This window comes from Pseudomonas sp. B329 (genome assembly GCF_023127835.1).
In the GTDB taxonomy this organism is placed as follows: domain Bacteria; phylum Pseudomonadota; class Gammaproteobacteria; order Pseudomonadales; family Pseudomonadaceae; genus Aquipseudomonas; species Aquipseudomonas synxantha_A.
Window position 1 is genome coordinate 46,108 of record NZ_SPKP01000015.1, and the last position, 21,976, is coordinate 68,083.

The 21,976-nt window shown below is 59.4% G+C and carries 25 protein-coding genes; 11 read left to right on the forward strand and 14 right to left on the reverse strand.

Annotated features, from left to right (window positions below; all coding sequences use genetic code 11):
- Nucleotides 1-70 precede the first annotated feature (70 nt).
- Complete coding sequence (locus tag E4P00_RS09870; RefSeq protein WP_078820445.1) at nucleotides 71-790, reverse strand: tellurite resistance TerB family protein; 720 nt, start codon at nucleotides 788-790, stop codon at nucleotides 71-73.
- A 303-nt stretch (nucleotides 791-1,093) separates the two neighbouring features.
- Here E4P00_RS09870 and E4P00_RS09875 point away from each other — a divergent pair, with 303 nt between their 5' ends.
- Complete coding sequence (locus E4P00_RS09875) at nucleotides 1,094-2,719, forward strand: glucan biosynthesis protein D (protein WP_078820444.1); 1,626 nt, start codon at nucleotides 1,094-1,096, stop codon at nucleotides 2,717-2,719.
- Nucleotides 2,720-2,772: 53 nt separating this feature from the next.
- Here E4P00_RS09875 and E4P00_RS09880 read toward each other — a convergent pair whose 3' ends face one another.
- The 3 genes from E4P00_RS09880 to E4P00_RS09890 all read right to left on the reverse strand — a co-directional run bounded on the left by E4P00_RS09880 (nucleotide 2,773) and on the right by E4P00_RS09890 (nucleotide 6,393).
- The gene (locus tag E4P00_RS09880; protein ID WP_078820443.1) at nucleotides 2,773-2,958 is read right to left on the reverse strand and encodes a hypothetical protein; all 186 of its coding nucleotides are present in this window, start codon (nucleotides 2,956-2,958) and stop codon (nucleotides 2,773-2,775) included.
- 300 nt (nucleotides 2,959-3,258) lie between these two features.
- A complete protein-coding gene (locus tag E4P00_RS09885) occupies nucleotides 3,259-4,365 on the reverse strand; it encodes an NADH:flavin oxidoreductase/NADH oxidase (RefSeq protein WP_005785478.1) in 1,107 nt (368 codons plus the stop codon).
- A gap of 126 nt (nucleotides 4,366-4,491) precedes the next feature.
- Nucleotides 4,492-6,393: a potassium transporter Kup gene (locus tag E4P00_RS09890; protein WP_005785476.1), complete on the reverse strand. Its 1,902-nt coding sequence runs from the start codon at nucleotides 6,391-6,393 to the stop codon at nucleotides 4,492-4,494.
- A gap of 399 nt (nucleotides 6,394-6,792) precedes the next feature.
- On the opposite strand from E4P00_RS09890, the gene E4P00_RS09895 reads away from it, so the two are divergent.
- The 7 genes from E4P00_RS09895 (at nucleotide 6,793) to tsaA (ending at nucleotide 11,564) form a co-directional block, all read left to right on the forward strand.
- The gene (locus E4P00_RS09895) at nucleotides 6,793-7,116 is read left to right on the forward strand and encodes a type II toxin-antitoxin system RelE/ParE family toxin (protein WP_032877494.1); all 324 of its coding nucleotides are present in this window, start codon (nucleotides 6,793-6,795) and stop codon (nucleotides 7,114-7,116) included.
- Nucleotides 7,113-7,448 carry an addiction module antidote protein gene (locus tag E4P00_RS09900; protein WP_032877495.1) on the forward strand — a complete coding sequence of 112 codons (336 nt, stop codon included), beginning with the start codon at nucleotides 7,113-7,115 and terminating at the stop codon, nucleotides 7,446-7,448. Before E4P00_RS09895 ends, E4P00_RS09900 begins: the two co-directional genes overlap by 4 nt.
- A 193-nt stretch (nucleotides 7,449-7,641) precedes the next feature.
- Nucleotides 7,642-8,970 carry a 30S ribosomal protein S12 methylthiotransferase RimO gene (rimO, locus tag E4P00_RS09905; RefSeq protein ID WP_169855583.1) on the forward strand — a complete coding sequence of 443 codons (1,329 nt, stop codon included), beginning with the start codon at nucleotides 7,642-7,644 and terminating at the stop codon, nucleotides 8,968-8,970.
- Between the two features lie 109 nt (nucleotides 8,971-9,079).
- Nucleotides 9,080-9,553 carry a GNAT family N-acetyltransferase gene (locus E4P00_RS09910; RefSeq protein WP_248131313.1) on the forward strand — a complete coding sequence of 158 codons (474 nt, stop codon included), beginning with the start codon at nucleotides 9,080-9,082 and terminating at the stop codon, nucleotides 9,551-9,553.
- Between the two features lie 71 nt (nucleotides 9,554-9,624).
- Entirely contained in the window at nucleotides 9,625-10,335 is a 711-nt protein-coding gene (locus E4P00_RS09915) for an rRNA pseudouridine synthase (protein WP_005785471.1), read from the forward strand.
- A gap of 68 nt (nucleotides 10,336-10,403) precedes the next feature.
- The gene (locus tag E4P00_RS09920) at nucleotides 10,404-10,865 is read left to right on the forward strand and encodes a DUF1456 family protein (protein ID WP_005785469.1); all 462 of its coding nucleotides are present in this window, start codon (nucleotides 10,404-10,406) and stop codon (nucleotides 10,863-10,865) included.
- Nucleotides 10,866-10,868: 3 nt separating this feature from the next.
- Nucleotides 10,869-11,564, forward strand: a complete 696-nt coding sequence (gene tsaA, locus E4P00_RS09925; protein ID WP_103733430.1) for a tRNA (N6-threonylcarbamoyladenosine(37)-N6)-methyltransferase TrmO — start codon at nucleotides 10,869-10,871, stop codon at nucleotides 11,562-11,564.
- 128 nt (nucleotides 11,565-11,692) lie between these two features.
- On the opposite strand, the gene fpr is transcribed toward tsaA, so the two are convergent.
- Nucleotides 11,693-12,472 (reverse strand): ferredoxin-NADP reductase, encoded by a 780-nt coding sequence (gene fpr, locus E4P00_RS09930; protein ID WP_003189055.1) that lies wholly within the window; start codon nucleotides 12,470-12,472, stop codon nucleotides 11,693-11,695.
- Between the two features lie 125 nt (nucleotides 12,473-12,597).
- On the opposite strand from fpr, the gene E4P00_RS09935 reads away from it, so the two are divergent.
- Entirely contained in the window at nucleotides 12,598-13,524 is a 927-nt protein-coding gene (locus E4P00_RS09935; RefSeq protein WP_010212678.1) for a LysR family transcriptional regulator, read from the forward strand.
- A gap of 3 nt (nucleotides 13,525-13,527) precedes the next feature.
- Here the strand turns inward: E4P00_RS09935 and E4P00_RS09940 are convergent, their stop codons facing one another.
- The 3 genes from E4P00_RS09940 to E4P00_RS09950 form a co-directional block, all read right to left on the reverse strand.
- Nucleotides 13,528-13,890: a diacylglycerol kinase gene (locus E4P00_RS09940; protein ID WP_003189051.1), complete on the reverse strand. Its 363-nt coding sequence runs from the start codon at nucleotides 13,888-13,890 to the stop codon at nucleotides 13,528-13,530.
- A 75-nt stretch (nucleotides 13,891-13,965) separates the two neighbouring features.
- The gene (erdR, locus tag E4P00_RS09945) at nucleotides 13,966-14,616 is read right to left on the reverse strand and encodes a response regulator transcription factor ErdR (protein ID WP_032877498.1); all 651 of its coding nucleotides are present in this window, start codon (nucleotides 14,614-14,616) and stop codon (nucleotides 13,966-13,968) included.
- 251 nt (nucleotides 14,617-14,867) lie between these two features.
- Nucleotides 14,868-15,587: a tRNA-uridine aminocarboxypropyltransferase gene (locus E4P00_RS09950; protein ID WP_032877499.1), complete on the reverse strand. Its 720-nt coding sequence runs from the start codon at nucleotides 15,585-15,587 to the stop codon at nucleotides 14,868-14,870.
- A 178-nt stretch (nucleotides 15,588-15,765) separates the two neighbouring features.
- On the opposite strand from E4P00_RS09950, the gene E4P00_RS09955 reads away from it, so the two are divergent.
- Together E4P00_RS09955 and E4P00_RS09960 are read left to right on the forward strand one after the other, a co-directional pair.
- Nucleotides 15,766-16,200 carry a PA3611 family quorum-sensing-regulated virulence factor gene (locus tag E4P00_RS09955; RefSeq protein WP_216090822.1) on the forward strand — a complete coding sequence of 145 codons (435 nt, stop codon included), beginning with the start codon at nucleotides 15,766-15,768 and terminating at the stop codon, nucleotides 16,198-16,200.
- A gap of 293 nt (nucleotides 16,201-16,493) precedes the next feature.
- Entirely contained in the window at nucleotides 16,494-17,606 is a 1,113-nt protein-coding gene (locus E4P00_RS09960) for a TIGR00730 family Rossman fold protein (protein WP_248131315.1), read from the forward strand.
- Nucleotides 17,607-17,668: 62 nt separating this feature from the next.
- Here E4P00_RS09960 and recX read toward each other — a convergent pair whose 3' ends face one another.
- From recX to E4P00_RS09990, 6 genes are all read right to left on the reverse strand, one after another.
- Nucleotides 17,669-18,136, reverse strand: coding sequence for a recombination regulator RecX (recX, locus tag E4P00_RS09965; protein ID WP_248131317.1), 468 nt, complete (start codon nucleotides 18,134-18,136; stop codon nucleotides 17,669-17,671).
- Nucleotides 18,137-18,144: 8 nt separating this feature from the next.
- Complete coding sequence (gene recA / locus E4P00_RS09970) at nucleotides 18,145-19,203, reverse strand: recombinase RecA (RefSeq protein ID WP_005785454.1); 1,059 nt, start codon at nucleotides 19,201-19,203, stop codon at nucleotides 18,145-18,147.
- Between the two features lie 83 nt (nucleotides 19,204-19,286).
- The gene (locus tag E4P00_RS09975) at nucleotides 19,287-19,787 is read right to left on the reverse strand and encodes a CinA family protein (protein WP_005785452.1); all 501 of its coding nucleotides are present in this window, start codon (nucleotides 19,785-19,787) and stop codon (nucleotides 19,287-19,289) included.
- Between the two features lie 81 nt (nucleotides 19,788-19,868).
- Nucleotides 19,869-20,348 carry a lysis system i-spanin subunit Rz gene (locus tag E4P00_RS09980; protein WP_032877503.1) on the reverse strand — a complete coding sequence of 160 codons (480 nt, stop codon included), beginning with the start codon at nucleotides 20,346-20,348 and terminating at the stop codon, nucleotides 19,869-19,871.
- A complete protein-coding gene (locus tag E4P00_RS09985) occupies nucleotides 20,336-20,893 on the reverse strand; it encodes a glycoside hydrolase family 19 protein (protein ID WP_032877504.1) in 558 nt (185 codons plus the stop codon). The genes E4P00_RS09980 and E4P00_RS09985 overlap by 13 nt, the downstream gene beginning before the upstream one ends.
- A gap of 67 nt (nucleotides 20,894-20,960) precedes the next feature.
- Complete coding sequence (locus E4P00_RS09990) at nucleotides 20,961-21,971, reverse strand: contractile injection system protein, VgrG/Pvc8 family (protein WP_078820430.1); 1,011 nt, start codon at nucleotides 21,969-21,971, stop codon at nucleotides 20,961-20,963.
- Between the last annotated feature and the right edge of the window lie 5 nt (nucleotides 21,972-21,976).

The following is a 21,976-nucleotide window of genomic DNA, read 5'->3' on the forward strand; positions in this document are numbered from 1 at the left end:
GGCGTGGTTTGACGGGGCGCCTAAGATCAAGATCAAAAGCAGATCAAGAGCGGCTCGCTTCGCATCGTGGTTAGCGGGGCAGAGCTGCGTTGAGCCGCACTTGCTTTTCCAACTCCAGCTTTAAGCCGGGTTCAAGTTTCAGTTGGCGGGCCAGTTCATCCAGGTAGGCTTTTTCCATGAAATTTTCCTCATCCACCAGCATTACGCTGGCGATGTACATTTCGGCGGCCATTTCCGGGGTGCTGGCGGCGCGGGCGACGTCGGTGGGGTCCAGGGGCTTGTTGAGTTCGGCGTGCAGCCAGTGTTGCAGTTCCTGGTCGTTGTCCAGCTTGGTGAATTCGCCTTCGATCAACGCGCGCTCGCGCTCATCCACATGGCCGTCTGCCTTTGCGGCGGCCACCAGTGCCTTGAGAATGCCCTGGCTGTGTTGTTCAACCTGGGCCGGAGGCAGGCGGTCGATGGTTTGTGGTTCGCCTTGGGGGGCGCTGGCTTGCTGGGCTTGCCAGTTGCCGTAGGCTTTATAGGCAATCACACCCAATGCGGCCAGGCCGCCGTAGGTCAGGGCCTTGCCGCCGAATTTGCGCGCTTTTTTGTTGCCCAGCAGCAAGCCCATGGCTCCGGCCGCCAGGGCGCCGCCACCGGCACCGCCGAGCATGCTGCCCAGCCCGCTACCGCCGAGTAAACCGCCAAGGGCGCTTTTGTCGCTGGATTTGCGTTGGCCGCCAGCCTTGTTTTGCAACATATCCTGGCCAGACTTGAGCAACTGATCGAGCAATCCGCGGGTATTCATTCGTAGCCTCCAGACACTTGGGTTCATAGGACCAATAGGCCCCCAGCGTAAGACGAAGTGCCAAAAAGCCGCGATCTAGAGTGCTTCCAGATGTAACGCGGGTATTCGACCAGGAAATGTCTTGTTGCATATGCAGCGCCATCATCCCGCCATCAATCAATTTGCCTTGTTCATCGAACCGCTTAAGCTATCCGGCGTCTGTTTATTGTCCGTTGCGTTTGGCCGAAGGCATGTCCGAACCGTTATTTCTGATCCGCTACGTGCCAGGAACGGCGCGGGATTTGCTCACGACAGGTTGTCTCTATGCACCGCAGGAATTTGCTCAAAGCATCCATGGCCATTGCGGCTTACACCGGTTTGTCGGCCAGCGGCCTGCTGGCCGCGCAGGCTTGGGCCGGGAACCGTGCCGCCGACGGCAAAGCCGTGGCGTTCGATTTCGAAGCGCTCAAGGCGCAAGCCAAGCAACTGGCCACCCGTGGCTATCAAGACACTAAGCAGGTGCTGCCGCCAACCCTGGCCACCATGACCCCGCAGAATTTCAACGCCATTGGCTACGACGGTAACCATTCGTTGTGGAAAGAGTTGAACGGCCAACTGGACGTGCAATTCTTCCATGTCGGCATGGGCTTCAAGACGCCGGTGCGCATGCACAGTGTCGACCCCAAGACCCGTGAAGCCCGCGAAGTGCATTTCCGCCCTTCACTGTTCAACTATGAAAAAACCACGGTGGACACCCAGCAACTGACCGGCGACCTGGGTTTTTCCGGCTTCAAGCTGTTCAAGGCGCCGGAGCTGGACCGCCATGACGTGCTGTCGTTTCTCGGCGCCAGCTACTTTCGCGCGGTGGACTCCACCGGCCAATATGGCCTGTCGGCCCGCGGCCTGGCGATTGATACCTACGCGAAAAAACGCGAGGAATTCCCCGACTTCACGCAGTTCTGGTTCGAAACTCCGGACAAGAATGCCACCCGCTTTGTGGTCTACGCCCTGCTTGACTCGCCAAGCGCCACCGGCGCCTACCGCTTCGATATCGACTGCCAGGCCAACCAGGTGGTGATGGCAATCGACGCGCACATCAATGCACGCACTGCCATCGAACAATTGGGCATCGCCCCCATGACCAGCATGTTCAGCTGCGGCACCCATGAGCGGCGCATGTGCGACACCATCCACCCGCAAATCCACGATTCGGACCGCTTGGCCATGTGGCGCGGCAATGGCGAGTGGATCTGCCGCCCGCTGAACAACCCGGCCAAGCTGCAATTCAACGCGTTCGCCGACACCGACCCCAAAGGCTTCGGCCTTGTGCAGACCGACCATGAGTTCGCCAGCTACCAGGACACCGTCGACTGGTACAGCAAGCGCCCAAGCCTGTGGGTTGAACCTACCACCGCGTGGGGCGAAGGCTCGATCGACCTGCTGGAGATCCCCACCACCGGCGAAACCCTGGACAATATCGTCGCCTTCTGGACCCCGAAAAAGCCCGTAGCCGCGGGTGATTCGCTCAACTATGGCTACAAGTTGTACTGGAGCGCACTGCCACCGGTGAGCACGCCGCTGGCGCAGGTCGACGCAACCCGGTCAGGCATGGGTGGTTTCACCGAAGGCTGGGCGCCCGGCGAGCATTACCCGAAGGTGTGGGCGCGGCGTTTCGCCGTAGACTTCAAAGGCGGCGGGCTGGATCGCCTGCCAGCGGGCACCGGCATCGAGCCGGTGGTGACCTGCTCCCATGGTGAGGTGAAGGATTTCAGCGTGCTGGTGCTGGATAACATCAAGGGCTATCGCATCCTGTTCGACTGGTACCCCACCAGCGACAGTGTGGAGCCGGTGGAGCTGCGCCTGTTTATTCGCACCCAGGACCGCACCCTGAGCGAAACCTGGCTGTATCAGTACTTCCCGCCCGCACCGGAGCAGCGCAAGTACACCTGAAATTAACCGCCTGATCATTCCCACGTCGCAGCGTGGGAATGATCGCAGGTGGCTTAGAACCGCGATACGCTTTTCATTGCGCCAATCAGATACCGCATCGCCATCTGATCACTCTCAGTCAGCGCCCGGTACTGGGCCAGCAACTCCATTTCATCCGAACTCAACCTTCGACCCCGCAATGACATACGGCGGCTCAGAAAAGACGCCATCGCACCCGCTACGCCATAGGATTTGGCCATGGACCACTACTCCTGATATCAGTCAAATACTCCTGGTGCCCATTTCCAAACTCCCCCGAAGCACAACGCTTTCGTGGTCAAGCAGCCTACCTCCCTGGGCTAGGAACCAGGCTAACCCTAAGCTTAGAAACTATCTCGTGGCACGTGGGATTTTTTTAGAGTATTCACTTAAAAAAATGGCCTCGGTAATAAAACCCTACAGCGCTTGCTTACGCCGTGGTCGATACAGGACGCGAGTTCTGGCAACCGCAAGAAAAAACCCACCGTATCAGGGTGGGTTCGACCTAACTGTGCGCGGGATCAATCCCGCAGATCCGACTCATGAATCGGCTGGTCCCGATGGGTTGCCCGCTGGTACTGCGCCGGCCAGATAGCCTTGCGCCCGCCCAAGTCATCGTCGGCATGCAGCGGCCAGTACGGGTCGCGCAGCAGTTCACGGGCCAGGAAGATGATGTCGGCCTGGCAGGTGCGCAGGATGTGCTCGGCCTGGGCCGGTTCGGTAATCATGCCAACCGTGCCGGTGGCGATGCCCGACTCCTTGCGCACGCGCTCGGCGAAGCGCGTCTGGTAGCCAGGGCCGGTGGGGATCTCGGCATTGGCGGCGGTGCCGCCGGAGGACACATCGATCAGGTCAACACCCAAGTCTTTCAGGCGGCGCGCCAATTCCACGGTTTCATCCGGGTTCCAGCCGTCCTCCACCCAATCGGTGGCCGATACCCGCACAAACAGTGGCAACTCCTGAGGCCAGGCCGCACGTACGGCCTTGGTCACCTCCAGTACCAGGCGAATGCGGTTTTCGAACGAGCCGCCGTAGTGGTCCTGACGCTGGTTGCTGATGGGCGAGAGAAACTGGTGCAGCAGGTAGCCATGGGCAGCATGGATTTCCACCACTTCAAAACCTGCGGTCAAGGCGCGTTTGGCGGCAGCGACAAAGTCGGCGATTACTTGCTGGATCTGCCCTTCGTCCAATTGCTTGGGCTGGGTGTGATTGGGGTCGAAGGCAATCGGCGAAGGGCCCACCGGCACCCACCCGCCCTCCTCCGGCTTGACGCTGCCATGCTTGCCGATCCAGGGCCGATGGGTGCTGGCCTTGCGCCCGGCATGGGCCAGTTGAATACCCGCCACCGCGCCCTGGGCCGCGATAAAGCGCGTGATACGCCGCAGCGGCTCGATCTGGGCGTCGTTCCACAGGCCCAGGTCCTGGGCGGTGATGCGCCCGTCGGCCGTCACGGCGGTGGCTTCGGTGAAAATCAGCCCCGCGCCCCCCACGGCTCGGCTGCCGAGATGCACCAGGTGCCAGTCATTGGCCAGGCCGTCGTCGCTGGAGTATTGGCACATCGGCGAGACCGCGATGCGGTTGAGCAGGGTCAATTGGCGCAGGGTATAGGGTTCGAGCAGCTGACTCATGGCGCACCTCTTCTGGGTTCTATGGGCACTGTTCAACAGTGTTTAGAGCCTAGTCGACAACCACCGATTGCACAGGGTTCAGAAAGGAAAGCGGGAGCCGATTGCCGGCTCCCGTTATGCAGCGCCTTACATTTCGACCTGGGTGCCCAGCTCGATCACACGGTTTACCGGCAGCTTGAAGAAGCGCAGGTTACCGTTGGCGTTCTTCAACATGAAGGCGAACAAGGTTTCGCGCCAGCGCGCCATGCCCTTGATGCGCGAGGCGATCACGGTCTCGCGGCTGAGGAAATAGGTGGTGCGCATCGGGCTGAAATCCAGATCATCCAGATGGCACAGCTTCAGCGCTTCGGGCACGTCCGGTTCATCGGTGAACCCGAAATGCAGGATCACGCGAAAGAAGCCTTCGCCGTAGGAGTCCACCTCGAAACGCCGTGCGGCAGGCACCCGTGGAATGTCTTCGTAGACCACCGTCAGCAACACCACCTGCTCATGCAGCACCTGGTTGTGCAACAGGTTATGCAACAGCGCGTGGGGCACCGCATCCGGGCGCGCGGTCAGGAACACCGCCGTGCCCTGCACGCGATGAGGCGGCTGCACGCGGATGCTGCTGATAAAAATCGGCAATGGCAGCCCACCCTCGTCGAGGCGCTCGACCAGCAATTGCTTGCCGCGCTTCCAGGTGGTCATCAACACGAACAACACGATCCCCGCCAGTACCGGGAACGCGCCGCCCTGGATCACCTTGGGCACGTTGGCGGCGAAAAACAGACCGTCCACCAGCAAGCAGCAGAGCAACACCGGCACCGCCAGCACCGGCGGCCACTTCCACAGCAACAGCATGACCGCCGACACCAGGATGGTGGTCATCAGCATGGTGCCGGTCACCGCTACGCCGTAGGCCGACGCCAGGGCACCGGAAGATTCGAAGCCCAGCACCAGCAGGATCACGCCCACCATCAACGACCAGTTCACAGCGCCGATGTAGATCTGGCCTTGCTCGGCACTCGAAGTGTGCTGGATGTGCATACGCGGGATGTAACCCAACTGGATCGCCTGGCGGGTCAACGAGAACGCACCGGAAATGACTGCCTGGGACGCGATCACGGTCGCCAGGGTGGACAAGCCCACCAGCGGGATCAGCGCCCAGCTCGGTGCCAGCAGGTAAAACGGGTTGCGCGCGGCCTCCGGATCGCCCAGCAGCATCGCGCCCTGGCCGAAATAGTTGAGCACCAGCGCCGGCAGCACCAGGATGAACCAGGCACGGGCGATGGGCTTGCGCCCGAAGTGGCCCATGTCGGCGTACAACGCTTCGGCGCCGGTCAAGGCCAGCACCACCGCGCCAAGAATCGCCACGCCGATGCCGGGGTGAACCATAAAGAAGCGCACGCCCCATGCAGGGTTCAGCGCATTCAATACTTCAGGCTGCTGCAGAATGCCGTACACCCCGAGACCGCCCAGCACCAGGAACCAGGTGACCATCACCGGACCGAACAGCTTGCCGATACGATCGGTGCCGTGTTTCTGGATCAGAAACAGCGCCACCAGCACGATCAACGCAATGGGCACCACCCATTTTTCCAGGCCGTCGAACGCCAGCTCCAGGCCTTCAATGGCCGACAATACCGAAATCGCCGGGGTGATCATGCTGTCGCCATAAAAGAGTGCCGCGCCACACAGGCCGCACACCACCAGGAAACTGCGCAATTTAGCGCGCTCCCCAGCAGCCCGCCGCGCCAACGCCGTGAGCGCCATGATGCCGCCCTCGCCCTGGTTGTCGGCACGTAGCACGAACAACATGTACTTGATCGACACCACCCAGATCAGAGACCAGAAGATCAGCGCCAGTATCCCCAAGACGCCGTCATGGTTGACCTGTACTCCGTAACCGCCGTTGAACACCTCTTTAAGGGTGTAGAGCGGGCTGGTCCCGATATCGCCATAAACCACCCCGACTGCCGCCACCAGCATGCCAATCGGCTTGGCGTTTGAATGCTCGGCACCTGCTGCCTGACTACTTGCCTGACCCATCAACCACTCCTGCCCTTTGACCCAAGGTCTTTTATAAACAGCACGACTAAGCTGACCCTAGCATGCGCTGTTTTACTTCTCGAAACAGACGTTTTATTGACCCAAGGGCATTACCCGTGCGCAACGGCGCGAAGCATAGCGCAGCACTCGTCGCATTTCGCTGTTCCAGTAGCTGAGACGTCGCTTTATGTAGTCAGCAATGACTGAGGCGGCATTTTGGCGCCTTTTTGCCTGCATTGATGACATCGCGGCCAACCGTATATGTTGGCCCGGCTCAGCAGGGTTGCCTCAGAAACTACTTGATCAGCTTGGCCGATCAATAAATTACGATCCGGCATGTCACCTTCAGTCCATATAAAAACTCAATCATCGCCCTGTCTCTTTTAAGGTACATTGCTCATGTACGAAGTGAAACATGTGCTGTCAGTCAATGGCGTGGATATCTACCAAGCTTGGCTAGACACCGTGCAAGACACACGTTCAAAAGCAAGAATCACTGCCAGAGTGGACCGCGCTTCGTTGGGTCACTTTGGCGTTACCGAGCCAGTAGGTGATGGAGTCTTTGAGATGAAGCTCGACTTCGGGCCTGGATTTCGCGTCTATTACGCAATCCAGGATCGAAAAATTGTGTTTCTGCTAGGCGGAGGCTCAAAGGCCAGACAGCAAAACGACATCAATCAGGCCAAGGCTCTCTGGACGTCTTATAAGGGGCAGCAAAAATGACCAGTCGGACTCGCTCTCATGAAGATAGCGTTCTTGAAATGCTCCAAGACGACGAGGCGTTTGCTCTCGAGTATCTCTCTGTAGCTCTTGAGGAAATCGATGAAGCGGGTGGTGAGGACGCCTTCCTTGTTGCTGTCCGCCGAGTCGCGGAAGCCCGTGGCGGAATGCTTAGCTTGTCGCAAAACACAGGGCTCAATAGGGCTAATCTCTACAGGTCCATCGCTGTGGGCGGCGATCCAAAGCTCTCCACCCTCCTGAAAGTACTTCAGGCATTAGGTGTGGGCATGTCTAAAGTCGTCTCGCACCGTACAGAACAAGACGTACGCGCTTGAAAGCGTTGTAAGCACTCTGCGAATTATCCAGCGCAGCACTCGTCGCATTTCCCTGCATAAAGCTGGTCAAGTGCGCTGCCCGCCGATAGAATTGCGCACTTTTTGATCAGAGGCGCACCAAGCGCCCATCCGTTGCCTTGTCGTGCACGACCGGCAGCGTCATTCAATACCGAGGTTAGACATGTCCACCACCATCGCAAAAGCCAACCCCAAGGTTGGCTTTGTTTCCCTGGGTTGCCCGAAGGCTCTGGTCGACTCCGAGCGCATCCTCACGCAACTGCGTATGGAAGGCTATGACGTCGTGTCCACTTACCAGGACGCCGATGTGGTGGTGGTCAACACCTGCGGCTTCATTGATTCGGCCAAGGCCGAGTCTTTGGAAGTGATCGGCGAAGCCATCAAGGAAAACGGCAAGGTCATCGTCACCGGCTGCATGGGCGTGGAAGAAGGCAATATCCGTAACGTGCACCCGAGTGTGCTGGCGGTGACCGGCCCGCAGCAGTACGAGCAGGTGGTCAACGCCGTGCACGAAGTGGTGCCGCCACGCCAGGACCACAACCCGCTGATCGACCTGGTGCCGCCTCAAGGTATCAAACTGACCCCACGCCACTACGCGTACCTGAAGATATCCGAGGGCTGCAACCACAGCTGCAGCTTCTGCATCATCCCGTCGATGCGCGGCAAACTGGTGAGCCGCCCGGTGGGTGATGTGCTTGACGAGGCCCAGCGCCTGGTCAAATCCGGCGTCAAGGAGCTGCTGGTGATCTCCCAGGACACCAGCGCCTACGGCGTCGACGTGAAATACCGCACTGGCTTCTGGAACGGCGCGCCGGTGAAAACCCGCATGACCGAACTCTGCGAAGCCCTCAGCAGCCTGGGCGTATGGGTGCGCCTGCACTACGTTTACCCGTACCCGCACGTGGACGAGCTGATCCCGTTGATGGCCGCCGGCAAGATCCTGCCGTACCTGGACATCCCGTTCCAACACGCCAGCCCCAAAGTGCTCAAGGCAATGAAACGCCCGGCGTTCGAAGACAAGACCCTGGCGCGTATCAAGAACTGGCGCGAGATCTGCCCGGAGCTGATCATCCGCTCCACCTTCATCGTCGGTTTCCCCGGCGAGACCGAAGAAGACTTCCAGTACCTGCTCGACTGGCTGACCGAAGCGCAGCTGGACCGCGTCGGCTGCTTCCAGTACTCGCCGGTGGAAGGCGCTCCGGCCAACCTGCTGGACCTGGCCGTGGTGCCGGACGACGTCAAGCAAGATCGTTGGGAGCGCTTCATGGCGCACCAGCAGGCGATCAGCTCGGCGCGTCTGCAACTGCGCATCGGCAAGGAAATCGAAGTGCTGATCGACGAAGTCGACGAGCAAGGCGCCGTTGGCCGCTGCTTCTTCGATGCGCCGGAAATCGACGGCAACGTGTTTATTGACGATGCCAGCGGCTTGAAGCCGGGCGACAAGGTCTGGTGCACCGTGACCGACGCCGACGAGTACGACTTGTGGGCTGAAAAGCGCGACTGAAGCGTGTTTGCGTAATATTTTGAAAAAGCCCCGCCTCTGACAAGATGCGGGGCTTTTTTAGGTCTATCGTTTTGCTCATCAGCGCAAATAACGCCAAGAGGCAGCGGTCATGCGACAGCATTCGGTCATCTATACGCCTAAATCCAGCGACTACCCGCGCCTGGCGCAGATCTGGGAAGCCTCAGTACGCGCCACCCACAACTTCCTGCCGGACAGCTATATCGACCGGTTGAAAAACCTGGTGCTGACCCGCTACCTGGATGCGGTGATGCTGATCTGCACCAAGGACTCGCGCCAGCGCATCACCGGGTTCGCCGGGGTGGTGGCCGGCAAGGTGGAAATGCTGTTTATCGACCCGCAACACCGTGGCCAGGGCCTGGGCCGGCAATTGCTGGGCTATGCCATCGAACACCTGAACGCCGAGGAACTGGACGTCAACGAGCAGAACCCCCAGGCGCTGGGCTTTTACCTCAAGCAGGGCTTCGAGGTGATCGGACGCACGGAGCATGATGGCCTTGGGCAGCCTTACCCGTTGCTGCATATGCGTTTGCGCCAGCTGCAACAACAGGCGCGCCAGGGCTAAATGAAATGGGCTCGGGATTAACCGGCGCCAGGCAGGTACAATAGCCGCCCCCTTTTGTTACGGCCCTTGTCATGACTGACCCCATACGCCTCTCCAAACGCCTTATCGAACTGGTCGGTTGCTCCCGTCGGGAGGCTGAGCTGTTTATCGAAGGCGGCTGGGTCTCGGTGGACGGCGAAGTGATCGACGAGCCGCAGTTCAAGGTCACAACCGAAAAAGTCGAGCTGGACCCAGAGGCCAAAGCCACCCCACCAGAGCCGGTGACCATTCTGTTGCACGCGCCGGCAGGCATGGACGCTGAAACCGCCATGGCCACGATCAGCGCCGAGACCTTGTCTGAAGAACACCGCTTCAGCAAGCGCCCGCTCAAGGGACATTTCCTGCGCCTGACCGCCAGCGCCGACTTGCAAGCCAAGGCCAGCGGCTTGCTGGTGTTCACCCAGGACTGGAAGATTCTGCGCAAGTTGACCGCCGATGCCGCCAAGATCGAGCAGGAGTACGTAGTAGAAGTCGAAGGCGACATGGTTGCCCACGGCCTCAACCGCCTGAACCACGGCCTGACCTACAAAGGTAAGGAACTGCCCGCCGTGAAAGCCAGCTGGCAGAACGAAAACCGCCTGCGCTTTGCGATGAAAAACCCGCAACCCGGCGTTATCGCGCTGTTCTGCGAAGCTGTTGGCCTGAAAGTCATCGCCATCCGCCGTATCCGCATCGGCGGCGTGTCCATTGGCAAGGTGCCAGTGGGCCAATGGCGCTACCTGTCCGGCAAAGAGAAGTTCTAAGCCGTTCCCCTTTTCCCGACACCGCCTGATTGGGCGGCGTCATCAGTTCAATAGCAGGATTGCTCACCATGATTCACAACGACGTACTGCGCAGCGTGCGCTACATGCTCGACATCAGCGACAACAAGATGGTCGAGATCATCAAGCTCGGCGGCATGGACGTGACCAAGGAAGACCTGCTGACCTACCTCAAGAAAGATGAGGAAGAAGGCTTCGTGTTCTGCCCGGATGAAGTCATGGCTCACTTCCTCGATGGCTTGGTCATCTTCAAGCGCGGCAAGGACGAAAGCCGTCCACCGCAGCCGATCGAAACGCCGGTGACCAACAACATCATCCTGAAAAAGCTGCGCGTGGCCTTCGAACTGAAGGAAGACGACATGCATGCCATCCTCAAGGCAGCGGAGTTCCCGGTGTCCAAGCCAGAGCTGAGCGCGCTGTTCCGCAAGTTCGGCCATACCAACTACCGCACCTGTGGTGATCAGTTGCTGCGTAACTTCCTCAAGGGCCTGACCTTGCGGGTCCGTGCCTAAGCCATGAGTTACCAGGTCTCGCCCGTCGGTTTCGTACGCTCCTGCTTCAAGGAGAAGTTCGCCATCCCGCGCCAACCGCAACTGGCACCGGCTGCCCGTGGCGTGCTGGAGTTGGTGGCGCCGTTCGACCAGGGCGAGGCGGTGCAGGGGCTGGAACAGGTCAGCCATGTGTGGTTGCTGTTCCTGTTTCATCAGGCCCTTGAAGACAAGCCACGCCTGAAAGTGCGCCCGCCACGCCTGGGCGGCAATACGTCCATGGGCGTGTTTGCCACCCGTGCCACCCACCGACCTAATGGCATTGGCCAATCGGTGGTCAAGCTGGACAAGGTGGAACCGGGGCGACTGTGGATTTCCGGGATCGACTTGCTCGATGGCACGCCGGTGCTGGATATCAAGCCATATGTGCCCTATGCCGACATTGTCGACAGCGCTACCAACACCATTGCCAGCAGCGCGCCGCAACTGATTGCGGTGCAGTGGCTGAAGACGGCGCTGCAACAGGCGCAAGGCCACGCTCAACGCCTCGGCGAGCCGTTGGTGGAACTGATTGAGCAGTGTTTGGCGCAGGATCCGCGGCCGGCGTATCAGGTTCCTACGTCGGAACGGGAATACGGTGCGCAATTCTGGGATGTGGATGTGCGCTGGCACTACCCGGAACCCGGGATGATTTGTGTGCTGGAAGTGGTTCCCGCCGGATAAACCGGAGACCGAATGTGGGAGGGGGCTTGCTCCCGATAGCAGTGGGTCAGTCACCAGATGCAGTGACTGACACTCCGCCATCGGGGGCTTGCCCCCTCCCACATTTTGATCTGCTTACTGACGCGGTATTACTTCTCGACGAACGCACGCTCGATCAGGTAATCGCCCGGCTCACGCATCCGTGGCGAAACCTTCAGGCCGAAGCTGTTCAGCACTTCGCTGGTCTCATCCAACATGCTTGGGCTGCCGCACAGCATGGCGCGGTCGTCTTCGGGGTTGATCGGTGGCAGGCCGATGTCGCTGAACAGCTTGCCACTGCGCATCAGGTCGGTCAGGCGGCCTTCGTTTTCGAACGGCTCGCGGGTCACGGTCGGGTAGTAGATCAACTTGTCACGCAGGGCCTCGCCGAAGAATTCGTTCTGCGGCAGGTGCTCGGTGATGAATTCGCGGTAGGCGACTTCGTTGACGTAGCGCACGCCGTGGCACAGGATGACTTTTTCGAAACGCTCGTAGGTCTCCGGGTCCTGGATCACGCTCATGAACGGCGCGAGGCCAGTGCCGGTGCTGAGCAGGTACAGGTGTTTGCCCGGCTTCAAATCGTCAAGCACCAGGGTGCCCGTCGGTTTTTTGCTGATGATGATCTCGTCGCCTTCCTTCAAGTGCTGCAATTGGGAAGTCAGCGGGCCATCCGGCACCTTGATGCTGAAGAATTCCAGATGCTCTTCCCAGTTCGGGCTGGCAATCGAGTAAGCGCGCATGAGCGGGCGGCCGTTGGGCTGTTGCAGGCCGATCATCACGAACTGACCGTTCTCGAAGCGCAGGCCCGGATCGCGGGTGCACTTGAAGCTGAACAGAGTGTCGTTCCAGTGATGAACACTGAGGACACGCTCGTGGTTCATGTTGCTCATGTACGGGGGACTCCTGGAAATGGGTCTGCGCCAAAGGTAAGGATGCGCAATTGCACAGCATTCTAATGGCGGCGACAATATCTGTTAACTGGATTATTAAGATAAGGGTTATCGGTTATATCGATATGCGATTTACTCTCCGTCAACTGCAAGTTTTCGTCGCCGTCGCCCAGCAGGAAAGCGTCTCGCGCGCTGCTGGCCTTCTGGCCTTATCTCAATCCGCCGCCAGCACGTCGATCACCGAGCTGGAGCGTCAATCCAGCTGCCAATTGTTCGACCGCGCCGGCAAACGCCTGAGTCTCAACGCCCTCGGTCACCAGCTATTGCCCCAGGCGGTTGCACTGCTGGACCAGGCCAAAGAGATCGAGGACCTGCTCAACGGCAAGTCCGGCTTCGGCTCCTTGGCGGTCGGCGCGACCCTGACCATCGGCAATTACTTGGCGACGCTGCTGATTGGCAGCTTTATGCAGCAGCATCCCGAAAGCCAGGTGAAACTCCATGTGCAGAACACTGCACATATCGTGCATCAGGTAGCGCACTACGAAATTGACCTGGGTCTAATCGAAGGTGACTGCAGCCACCCGGATATCGAGGTGCAAACCTGGGTAGAAGACGAGCTCGTGGTGTTTTGTGCGCCCCAGCATCATCTGGCCAAACGTGGCGTGGCCAGCATGGATGAGTTGACCCACGAGGCGTGGATCCTGCGCGAACAAGGCTCGGGCACGCGCCTGACGTTTGACCAGGCCATGCGCCATCATCGCAGCGCGCTGAATATCCGTCTGGAATTGGAACACACCGAGGCGATCAAGCGGGCAGTGGAGTCGGGGTTGGGGATCGGCTGCATTTCGCGGCTGGCGCTGCGCGACGCGTTCCGCCGCGGCAGCCTGGTACCGGTGGAAACCCCGGATCTGGACCTGGCCCGGCAGTTCTACTTCATCTGGCATAAGCAGAAATACCAGACCTCGGCGATGCGCGAGTTTCTCGAACTGTGCCGCGCTTTCACCGCCGGGGTGCAGCGCAGCGACGAGATCGTACTGCCGAGTATTGCCTGATCGTTAGATCAGGATCACCGCCCACACCAGGGTGATCATGGTCAGTGCCACAAATTGCGCGGCGCTGCCCATGTCCTTGGCGTTCTTCGACAGCGGATGGCGGTCCAGGGAAATACGGTCAATGGCCGCTTCTACCGCAGAGTTGAGTAATTCGACAATCAACGCCAGCAGGCACACCGCAATCAGCAGTGCTCGCTCGACCCGGCTGACCTGCAGGAAAAAGCTCAAAGGGATCAGGATGACGTTCAACAACACCAACTGACGGAACGCCGCCTCGCCGGTGAAAGCTGCGCGCAGACCATCCAGGGAATAGCCCCCTGCATTGAAGATACGTTTGATACCGGTTTGACCCTTGAAAGGCGACATAGATGTAGGCAACTGAACCAAAGAAGTGGGGAAGCTAGATCACGCAAAGTCAAAAAAGCGTGAAGCGGCTGTAACTTAATGTTGCGAGATTGACTCAAGTTGTTGCAAGAGCAACGCCGCCTGGGTCCGGGTACGCACTCCCAGCTTACGGAAAATCGCCGTTACATGGGCCTTGATGGTCGCTTCCGACACGCTCAATTCGTAGGCAATCTGCTTGTTCAGCAAACCCTCGCAGACCATGGTCAGCACCCGAAACTGCTGGGGTGTGAGACTGGCCAGGCCATCACGGGCGGCCTTGGCTTCGTCGGACACGTTGATTTGTTCAAACGCCTGGGGCGGCCAGGACACATCGCCGTCCAATACCGCGCGCACGGCTTTCTGGATATCTTCCATCGCGCTGGACTTGGGAATGAAGCCACTGGCGCCAAACTCCTTGGAGCGCACCACCACGTCGGCTTCCTCCTGGGCCGAGACCATCACCACGGGGATCTGCGGGTATTGCCCGCGCAGCAGCACCAGCCCGGAAAAGCCGTAGGCACCGGGCATGTTCAGGTCAAGCAGCACCAGGTCCCAGTCGGATTTTTCGGTGAGGCGAGCTTCCAGTTCGGCGATGCTGGCCACTTCGACCAGGCGAACATCAGGGCCAAGCCCCAGGGTGACTGCCTGATGCAGAGCGCTGCGAAACAGCGGATGGTCATCGGCTATCAGGATTTCGTATGTGGCCATTGGTTAAATGATCCTGTTTTTTATGGCAGCCCTGATGGTTCAGGGCTCACCAATACACAAGGCGACGGCCTGGCAGCTATCGCCACAGGGCCTGCTCAACGTCAAAAGCACTTGAAACGACGTCAGGCATTCACGGTTGCGCCCCAATCGGCGCCCAGCATGACCAGCGTAGCCTGGAGGGTCAAGCACTACGCCCGCGGGCATTTTAGCGGGTTGCAGGTTTACGGTGCCATCATGCAAACGTCGTCTGGTTATACCGCCGGGATGTAGGGTGCAAGGCGAGTATGCACAGCGTCCATCGGGTCCAGCGGCATTTGGAACTTGGCAGCCAGGTAATGGGTGCTGAATACATCGAGATAGGCATCCAACACTTCGCTGGCGGCCACGTCTTCGGCCAACTCCAGACAAAGTGCCGCCACCTCGGCGGTGCAGAAATGGTCATCACGCTTGGAACGCCGCAGTTTGTAGCGTGACAACTGCTCTGGCGCCAGGCTCAGTACCGGCAAGTGCTCCAAGTAGGGGCTTTTGCGAAACATCTTGCGCGCTTCGCTCCAGGTGCCGTCCAGCAAGATAAACAGCGGGCGCTTGCCCTCCTCCATGCGCACTTCACTGACCACCCGTTCTGGTGCCACGAATTCACCGGGGAAGACAATATATGGCTGCCACTGCGGATCGGCCAACAATCTGAGCAAATCGGGGTCGACTTCGGTGCGCGACCATGCGAATGCAGTGGTGTCGTGTATGACATCAGCGATCAGCCAACCCGTGTTGCTGGGTTTCATCGGCTCAACGTCATGCATCAACAGGCACATGGCCGACTTGGCTTGTACCTGGGGCCGCCAGGCACATAAGCAGTACTCGGGAATTACCCGACAGCCGGGGCAACGCTCAGCTCGGGAACCACGATTAAGAAACGGCCTGACGGCACGCGCCAGACGCTGAGCACGCAAACGGGAAACGGCGTGGCTCATCGGGCACGCGGCGAAGAAAAGGGAATCGGCACGGAAGAAACTCGTGAAAAGCAGAAGTCCCGCAGTTTACCAGCGATACGCCTGGCTGTAGTGGCAAGGGCTCACCTATAATTGCGCGCCACTGAACGCACAGCGCAGTGGCTGGTCTATGCACCAGTAACCGAATCAGGAGAGTTTCATGCTGCGTTCCATGCTGCGCCTTGTTGCCCCATCCCTCGCCATAGCGTTGGTCTTGCCTATGGGCGCCCACGCGGCCTCGCTGCTGGAGGCTCAAATGAACAGGAAACTGCAAAGCGTCGCGGCCGAAAGCAACAAGGACCTGCCCCGGGAAATTGATGAAAAGACCCTGGAAGTGGCCTACACCGTTGAAGGTATGCAGCTGATTGATCACCTCAGCGTTCAGCCTGATCGTGCCGAACAGATGCGTGCCAACCCCAAGGCTGTGTATTTCCAGCTCGGCCGCAGCGTCTGCACCAACCCAGGCTACCGCGAGCTGATGGCCAAGGGCGCAGTGATGCGCTATGAAATCACCGAGAACAAAAGCAACCGCCCTGTGGCATCGGTCAAGTTCGTAGAAGCGGATTGCCCGGCTCCGGCGAAGAAGAAAAAGTAACCACTGCTAAACCCTCGCGCGCGGCTGTCCAGCGGCGCGCACTCCCCCGCTCCAGCTCCTGCCAACGACTAAACTACGCGATGAGTAACCAATAAGCGGTTGCCAGCCAAGGGTTTTTCGGCCCATGATCAAGCCATCCCATACGCCCGCCCACAGCTACTTCAATGCTGTTCTGTAACACTTTCAGGGCATACGCGGCCTGCCCTCCTGTGGCATGCAACGACACATGCAGTGTCGTGGCCCCGACGACGCTCTCGTCGACTATCCAGGCCCTGTAAAGAAGGAGAAGTTGAATGCCTTATGAATCCAATGATCAGTTGCTTCGTCATTTTGAAGAAAACGGGACCGACCTCACGCAGCAGGTCGACGCGCAAATCCAGTTGATCGCCCCCAACAGCCCGAATATCCCCCTTTATCGCGACATGATCCTTACCGTTCTGCGCATGGCCCAGGACGACCGGGATCGCTGGAATGCCAAGATCACCCTGCGCGCCATTCGTGAATTGGACCATGCATTTCGCTTACTCGAACAATTCAAGGACCGGCGCAAGGTGACGGTGTTCGGCTCGGCACGTACACCTGTGGAAAGCCCACTGTATGCACTGGCCCGAGAGGTGGGTGCAGCATTGGCGCGCTCCGACCTGATGGTGATCACCGGCGGTGGCGGCGGCATCATGGCGGCAGCCCACGAAGGCGCGGGCCTGGCGCACAGCCTGGGGTTCAATATCACGCTACCCTTTGAACAGCACGCCAACCCCACCATCGATGGCACCGAAAACCTGCTGTCATTCCACTTCTTCTTTACCCGCAAGTTGTTCTTCGTCAAGGAAGCCGATGCGCTGGTGTTGTGCCCAGGCGGTTTCGGCACCCTGGACGAGGCTTTGGAAGTACTGACCCTGATCCAGACTGGCAAGAGCCCGCTGGTGCCAGTAGTGTTGCTGGATGCGCCAGGCGGTGGGTTCTGGCAAGGTGCCCTGGACTTTATCCGCAGCCAGTTGGAAGCCAACCGCTACATTCTGCCTACTGACCTCAAGCTGATACGCCTGGTCTACAGCGCCGAAGAAGCAGTGGATGAAATCAACCAGTTCTATGCCAACTTCCACTCCACCCGTTGGTTGAAACGCGAGTTTGTGGTGCGCATGAACCATCCTCTCAGTGAGCGTGCTCTGGCCCATTTGCAGCAAGAGTTTGCCAGCCTGCGGCTCAGTGGCGAGTTTCAACAGCTCGCCTATACAGGCGAAGACCATGACGAACCAAGGTTCAGTCACTTGACCCGCCTGATGTTCAACTTCAATGGCCGCGACCAGGGGCGACTGCGTGAATTGGTGGATTACATCAACCTGCCGGAAAACTGGGCACAGGCCCAAGGCAAGACGCAGCAACGTGTGACGTCACTGCCGGCGTAGTTTTTTGCAGGCGAAAAAAAAGGCCCACTATTTTCATAGTGGGCCTTTTCGTTTTGGGGCGTTCAGTCGTCCATATCGCGGCCGCTCAACAAGCGGCTGATCATGTCCATCGAAAACCCGCGATAGCTCAGAAAGCGCCCTTGCTTCGCACGCTCCCTGGCGTCAATCGGAAGGTGCCCCGCAAACTTGCGGCGCCAAGTGTCTTCCAACTGCGACAGCCAGTTGATACCGCACTCACGCAGGGCAAGGTCGATATCGGCACGTTGCAGACCACGCTGGCTCAGCTCTTCACGAATCCGCGCAGGGCCGTAACCGGAGCGCGCTCGATAGGACACAAAACTTTCAAGGTAACGGGCTTCCGACAACAGCCCTTCTTCTGTCAAACGGTCGAGGGCTGCTTCGATCATCTCAGGCTCTGCGCCGCGCTGACGCAATTTACGCGTCAGCTCGACTCGGCCATGCTCGCGGCGAGCGAGCAGGTCCATTGCAGTGCGCCGAACGGCGACGAGTGTATCCAGTACAACAGTCATCGTTTGCTTCAGATGTCAGTGTCGGCTTCTTCCATCTCGTCAACCGGCTCGCGGTTAGCGGCAGCTTTCACGTCCGGCGCCGGGGTCAGCAGCTTGTCGCGAATCTGCTTCTCAAGCGTGGCAGCGATATCCGGGTTGTCCGCCAGGAACTTGGCCGAGTTGGCCTTGCCCTGACCGATCTTGCTGCCGTTGTAGGCATACCAGGCACCGGACTTCTCGACGAAACCGTGCAGTACACCCAGGTCGATCATCTCGCCGTTCAGGTAGATACCCTTGCCGTAGAGAATCTGGAACTCAGCCTGACGGAATGGCGGGGCCACTTTGTTCTTCACAACCTTGACGCGAGTTTCGCTACCGACAACCTCGTCACCTTCCTTCACCGCGCCAGTACGGCGGATATCCAGACGGACCGAAGCGTAGAACTTCAGCGCGTTACCACCGGTGGTGGTTTCCGGGCTGCCGAACATCACGCCGATCTTCATGCGGATCTGGTTGATGAAGATCACCAGGCAGTTGGCGTTCTTGATGTTACCGGTGATTTTACGCAGCGCCTGGGACATCAGGCGGGCTTGCAGGCCCACGTGCATGTCGCCCATTTCGCCTTCGATTTCAGCCTTGGGTACCAGGGCAGCCACGGAGTCGACCACGATCACGTCAATGGCGTTGGAGCGCACCAGCATGTCGGTGATTTCCAGGGCTTGCTCGCCGGTGTCCGGCTGGGAAACCAGCAGGTCATCGACGTTGACGCCCAGCTTGCCGGCGTACTCAGGATCCAGGGCGTGCTCGGCGTCGACGAACGCGCAGGTGGCGCCCATCTTTTGCGCCTGGGCAATCACCGACAGGGTCAGGGTGGTTTTACCGGAAGATTCAGGACCGTAGATTTCAACGATACGGCCTTTTGGCAGGCCGCCAATGCCGAGCGCGATGTCCAGACCCAGAGAGCCAGTGGAAATAGCCGGGATCGCCTGACGGTCGTGATCGCCCATACGCATTACGGCACCCTTGCCGAATTGACGTTCGATCTGACCCAGGGCCGCAGCCAAGGCTTTCTTCTTGTTGTCGTCCATTAAAGTCCTCACGTAATCAATAAGGCCTGACGGCCAACACCTGTATAAGTAGACAGTATTGTTCCACAAAGATCGGTGATCGCCTACCCCTGTTTCTCGATTTCTGCTGCAGCTCGTCGCAACAAGCCCTCCAGTGCGGCTTTTACCGTTTGTCGGCGCACCTCGTCGCGGTTGCCGGGGAAGTGCGCAAGCTCGGCTGTCACCTCGTCGCCCACTGCAAAGGCCAGCCAAACGGTGCCCACCGGCTTGTCTGGCGAGCCGCCATCGGGGCCGGCCACACCGCTGACCGCCACGGCAAACCGCGCCAGGCTTTTTTCCTGAGCGCCGCGGGCCATCGCCTCCACCACTTCCTGGCTGACGGCGCCTACTTTGGAAAAGAGTTTTTCCGGCACGTTCAACTGCCGGGTCTTCTGGCGATTGGAATAGGTGACATAGCCCGCCTCGAACCAGGCCGAACTGCCCGGGATCCGCGTGATGGCTTCGGCAATGCCGCCGCCGGTACAGGACTCGGCAGTGGTGACGTGGGCACTGAGCACCTGCAAACGGCGACCCAGTTCAGCGGCCAGTTGAGTGATTTCCTTCACGGTCGTCTCCAGGAGTGGGCGGGGGTTCGCCTACCCTACAGGAGCCTATCGGCCATGCAAGATACAGAGTGCATCAAGAGGCTAACGCGCGACGGCCTGCACATAGGCCTGGCAAGCGCGCAAGGCGATCAGGGCGCTGTCGCCGTCGTCGGTGATGCGGATAATTCGCTGAGCATGCGCCGGGTCAAGTCGGGCTCGCGGGGCTGCATGAACCAGGCTGCCGGCGGTGGTGGAGGCAGGCACTGTACAGCCAGTGGCGGAATCGGCGGCGTCGAGAAGGACTGACAACCGCACATCAGCAGTGGCCAGACGGTCACGCAGAGCAGCTTGGTTGCGTTGGGCATCGCTCAACTCCTGGGTGTGTTGGTGGTCGTTGACGTTGAGCTGTTGCTCCAGAGCCCGGCGTTGGTTTTGTGCTGCCAGCCTTTGCTGGTTCAGCGCTTGAGCATGGGTGCTTGATTGCAGCTCAAGCTGCGCACCATATCGCCAAGCCTGGACCTGCCAAACAAACGCCATGAGCAGACACACGCCGATCAAACGCAACGCACTTAGGAGATGCATAACACCGCCTTGGCCCGCGCCCACAAGCGCAAACGCTCATCCAGGCCATTGAGACCGCCGTTGATACGCCGAGTGATAGCGGTGAATTGGTCCCTGTCGGCCAGTTCATTCAAACCGTTGCTCTGCCAAAACCAGGCTGCCGATTCGCAAGCCCATTGCGGTTGCTCCAGCAATTGCGGTTGCAGCAGCAGGCGATCATCGCCGAACAGCGCTCGGCTGCAGGCCAGGTAGTTGCGACGCCCCGTGATCTGGATAAGCCCCCTGCCCCGATACTTCTGGCCATCGCCATCCGCCTCGGGCGTGTTGCCCAGCCGGGCGGCCAGGGTACCGGTGTCGTATTTGCTCAGGTAGTGATCGCTACCCAGTTCTCGCACATAGAGCAACTGAGCAGATTCGTGGCCGATTTGGGCGAGGAATGCCGCAGTGCGTTCAGGTGTGGTGATTTGGTGATGGGACATCGCCGTGTTTAACGCCGAAATGAAAACTCCCGCTTTAAGGCGGGAGTTTGGTAGTACTTTAACCAGCTGTTGCTCAGATAGAACCATGCATCCCTCCTTCTTGAGCTCGAGCTTTCAGTGATACACGAACTCAAGCTCCCTCTTCTGCCCGCGCCTAAGACGCCAATCCACTGGCCATGATCGAACTGCGATACCCCGTCGCCGGGTCGCCAACGTGGGTCACTTGAGTAATCGACCAGCGCCCCTGCATATACGAAGGCCAGGTTTCATCCAGCACCAGCAAGCCTTCGGCAGCGAGCAACGGGTTACCGGGGCAATCGATCTGCAGCTTCAAACCTTCACGGCCCACCCGGCGCAGTTCGCCTTCGGCCACGGCGCGGGCTTCGGCTTCGTTCTGGCAGCGCTGGCGCAGGGTCTTGAACGGGGCAATCCCGACCTGGACCATGCGCTGCTTGCCAGCTCCGGAATCCCACCAGCTGACGCGGCTGCCCATGTACTTGGAGCGCGATTTTTCGTCGAGCTTGGCGGTGATAAAGGCCTGCTCACCGGGCCGGTTGTCCTCGGTCACCGACAATTTCACTTGCGGTAATAGCTGGCCGGAGAGTGATTTGGCTTGCCCCGCTTCGGCCAGCACATAGAGTTCGTTGAACGGCTTGGTGACCGCGTTGTAGCGTTTGGCCAAGCGGGTGATGAAGGCCATGTCGCTTTCGTTGGACTGGTCGATGTGCGCAATCGCAATGCCGTCCAACGCGGGTGCCACTCGCGGTGAAAAACCATGGCGGCTGACCAGTTGACGAAACAACGCCCCCAAGGTAGTCGGCCCATGGCTGGCGGAGCGGCGCTGGCGATAGCCGCTTTTATCCGCCTCGCTGAAGGGCGCGGCGGTGGCCACGATCATCAGGCGCATCGGAAACAACACTGGGGTGCGTTGGGTGACGACAAACTCGCCTTTTTCCACCAAGCCGGTTTCCTGGTAACCGACACGCAGGCCGATCTTGCCACTGAGGCTGGGCAAGCCCTCCAGCCCTTCTATGTTAAGGGTCAGTTCCAGGCGGTCAGTCTGGATGCCCGCGGCGTCGGTGTGGCTCCAGTGCATCAGGCGTTGATTGAGCAGCGCCGCGTTGGCGCCGTAGAACTCTACGATCGGGGTAAATCCGTGTGCCATGCAAC